The 2,799-nt window shown below is 72.5% G+C and carries 2 protein-coding genes and 1 pseudogene; 2 read left to right on the forward strand and 1 reads right to left on the reverse strand.

Annotated elements, in window-relative coordinates:
* A pseudogene (locus HW445_RS25360) lies at positions 1-348 on the forward strand (MFS transporter); the annotation flags it as partial.
* A 101-nt stretch (positions 349-449) separates the two neighbouring features.
* Positions 450-1,889 carry a uracil-xanthine permease family protein gene (locus HW445_RS25365; RefSeq protein ID WP_180223237.1) on the forward strand — a complete coding sequence of 480 codons (1,440 nt, stop codon included), beginning with the start codon at positions 450-452 and terminating at the stop codon, positions 1,887-1,889.
* Here HW445_RS25365 and HW445_RS25370 read toward each other — a convergent pair.
* Positions 1,871-2,799 (reverse strand): glycoside hydrolase family 6 protein (locus HW445_RS25370; protein WP_180223238.1); only part of this gene is annotated, 929 nt, incomplete at its 5' end. The genes HW445_RS25365 and HW445_RS25370 overlap by 19 nt on opposite strands.

Consider the following 2,799-nt stretch of genomic DNA (forward strand, 5'->3'; position numbering starts at 1 on the left):
GCCCCGCACCCGGCCCTCGCCATGGGCGGGTTCGCGCTGCTGGGGCTGGGCATCGCCGTGGTGGTGCCGCTCTGCTTCGCGGCCGCCGGGCGCAGCGGCCCCAACCCGAGCCAGGCCATCGCGGGCGTCGCGACCATCACCTACACCTCCGGACTGGTGGCCCCCGGCGCGATCGGCGTGCTGGCCGAGACGACCAGTCTGGTCGTCTCGTTCGCCCTGGTGACGCTGCTGGCCTTCGGGGTGGCCGGGTTCGCCGGGGTGCTGCGCGCCGGGGACCGGAACCCGGCGGGGTCCGCGAAGTCCGGCACGTCCGGTTCCTCCCTTCCCTCGGAGCATCCCGCAGGGTGACCGCGGTCGGCATCCGCCACAATGATGCGGACAGCGATCTCCCGGGTGAACAGAATCGATCAGAGCCGGAGATCTTGAGAACCTGAGAAAGCGGAACCCTTATGGACCTCGGCGTGCGCTGGAAACTGCACGGTGACGGGCGTACGCCCGCGCCCGGAGCAGTGGTACGCCCGGACGAACGACTCTCCTGGCCGCGCACCGCCGGGCTCGGCGCACAGCACGTGGTCGCGATGTTCGGCGCCTCGTTCGTGGCCCCCATCCTGATGGGCCTGGACCCGAACCTCGCCATCATGATGTCGGGTGTCGCGACCGTCATCTTCCTGCTGATCACCCGGGGCCGGGTGCCGAGCTACCTCGGCTGCTCGCTCTCCTTCGTCGGCGTCGCCGCGGTGATCCGGGCGCAGGGCGGCTCCAGCGCCACCGTGACCGGCGCGGTGTTCTGCGTGGGCGTGGCGCTCTTCCTGGTGGGTCTGGCGGTCCAGAAGTTCGGCGCCCGGATCATCCACTCGGCGATGCCGCCGGTGGTCACCGGCGCCGTGGTGATGCTCATCGGCTTCAACCTGGCTCCGGTCACGGCCAGCACCTACTGGCCGCAGGACCAGTGGGTGGCGTTGCTGACCATGCTGTTCACCGGCTTCGCGGTGATCGCCCTGCGCGGTTTCTGGTCGCGCGTGGCGATCTTCCTGGGCCTGGTCTTCGGTTACGGCATCTCCTGGGTGTTCGACGCCGTCTTCGGCCAGATCCACTCCGCGGACGCCTCCGGCAAGATCGTCGACCACTGGCGGCTGGACCTGTCCGCCGTCCAGGACGCCGCCTGGTTCGGTCTGCCGGACGTCCACGGCCCGGCGTTCGACTGGTCCGCGATCCTGGTGGCGCTGCCCGTGGTGATCGCCCTCGTCGCCGAGAACACCGGCCACATCAAGGCCGTCGGCGAGATGACCGGCGACCCGATGGACGACAAGCTGGGCAAGGCGATCTCCGCCGACGGCATCGGCTCGATGCTCTCGACCGCGGTGGGCGGCCCGCCGAACACCACGTACTCCGAGAACATCGGCGTGATGGCGGCGACCCGCGTGTACTCCACGGCCGCCTACTGGGCCGCCGCCTTCTTCGCCCTGCTCTTCGGTCTCTGCCCGAAGTTCGGCGCCGTCGTCGCGGCGATCCCGGGCGGTGTCCTGGGCGGCATCACGGTGATCCTGTACGGCATGATCGGCCTGCTCGGCGCCCAGATCTGGCTCAACGGCCGGGTCGACCTGCGCAACCCGCTCAACCTGGTGCCGGCCGCGGCGGGCATCATCATCGGCGTCGGCAACGTCTCCCTGCAGATCAGCGACAACTTCACCCTGAGCGGCATCGCGCTGGGCACCCTGGTGGTCATCACCGGCTATCACGCCCTGCGCCTGTTCGCGCCCGCCCACATGAAGACGCAGGAGCCGCTGCTCGACGAGGGCACCTCCCGCTACGACGCCGAGGAGGCGGGCGCCGCCGACGGCAGGACCGACGGCGGCGAGGGCGAGGGCGGTCAGCGCGCCAGTTCGTAGGCGTAGGACGGGCTGAAGGCGCCCGCCGCACCGCGGCAGCCGTCGGACTCGCCCGGCAGTTTCACCCACAGATAGGCGTCGACACGGGCCTCGCCCGGGGCGAGCGCGGGCGCCCGGCCGACCTTCCGGCCGGGCGGATCGCACCACTTCCCCTGGGGCGGAGGCCCGTTGCCGTTCCGGCTGGTGTCGATGACGGCGCCGTGGCTCGCCGGGGCGTCCATGGCGGCCAGGACCTCACGGACGTACCGGGCCTCGTCCCGGGTGCGCCGGAAGTTGGAGACGTTGCTGAAGACGCCGTCGGAGGACTCCGGGGAGGCGGCCCCGGCCTCGCGCAGCAGCCCCGCCTGCTTGCGGGCGGCGTGCCAGCCGGAGTGCCCGGCGTCGTAGTAGACGCGGGCCCCGGGAGCGACCCGTTTGACGACCCGCCCGGCCCGGGCCAGCGAGGCGAAGCGGGCCCGCCGGTCCTTCTCGGAGAGGCAGTGGGCCTGGGCGACCGAGTCGGGTTCCAGGATCACGATCACCCGGCCGGTGCCGATTCCGGTGGCGAAGCGGTCGATCCACCGGTCGTACGCGTCGAGGTCCACGGCGCCGCCCGCGGAGTACTGGCCGCAGTCCCGCTGGGGGATCGTGTACGCCACCAGCACCGGGATCCGGCCCTGGGCGGCGGCCGGCGAGGTGACCGCGCGGACCCGGGAGGTGACGGTGGACGCGTCGGGGTCGGCGAACCAGACGGCGGCCGGACGGGAGGCGATCTGGGAGTCGATCACCGCCTGGCGCGGGTCGTCCGGGTTGCCCCGCACCCACTCCCCCACCTGGGAGTCGGGATGGCGGTAGAGCCGCCCGTCCGGGGCCGGGGTCGCCGCCCTCGGCCCGGAGCCGGGCCCGCGGGTGTTCTCCGGCCGCGGCGAGG

This window comes from Streptomyces sp. UH6 (genome assembly GCF_013421635.1).
Lineage (GTDB): Bacteria > Actinomycetota > Actinomycetes > Streptomycetales > Streptomycetaceae > Streptomyces > Streptomyces abyssomicinicus.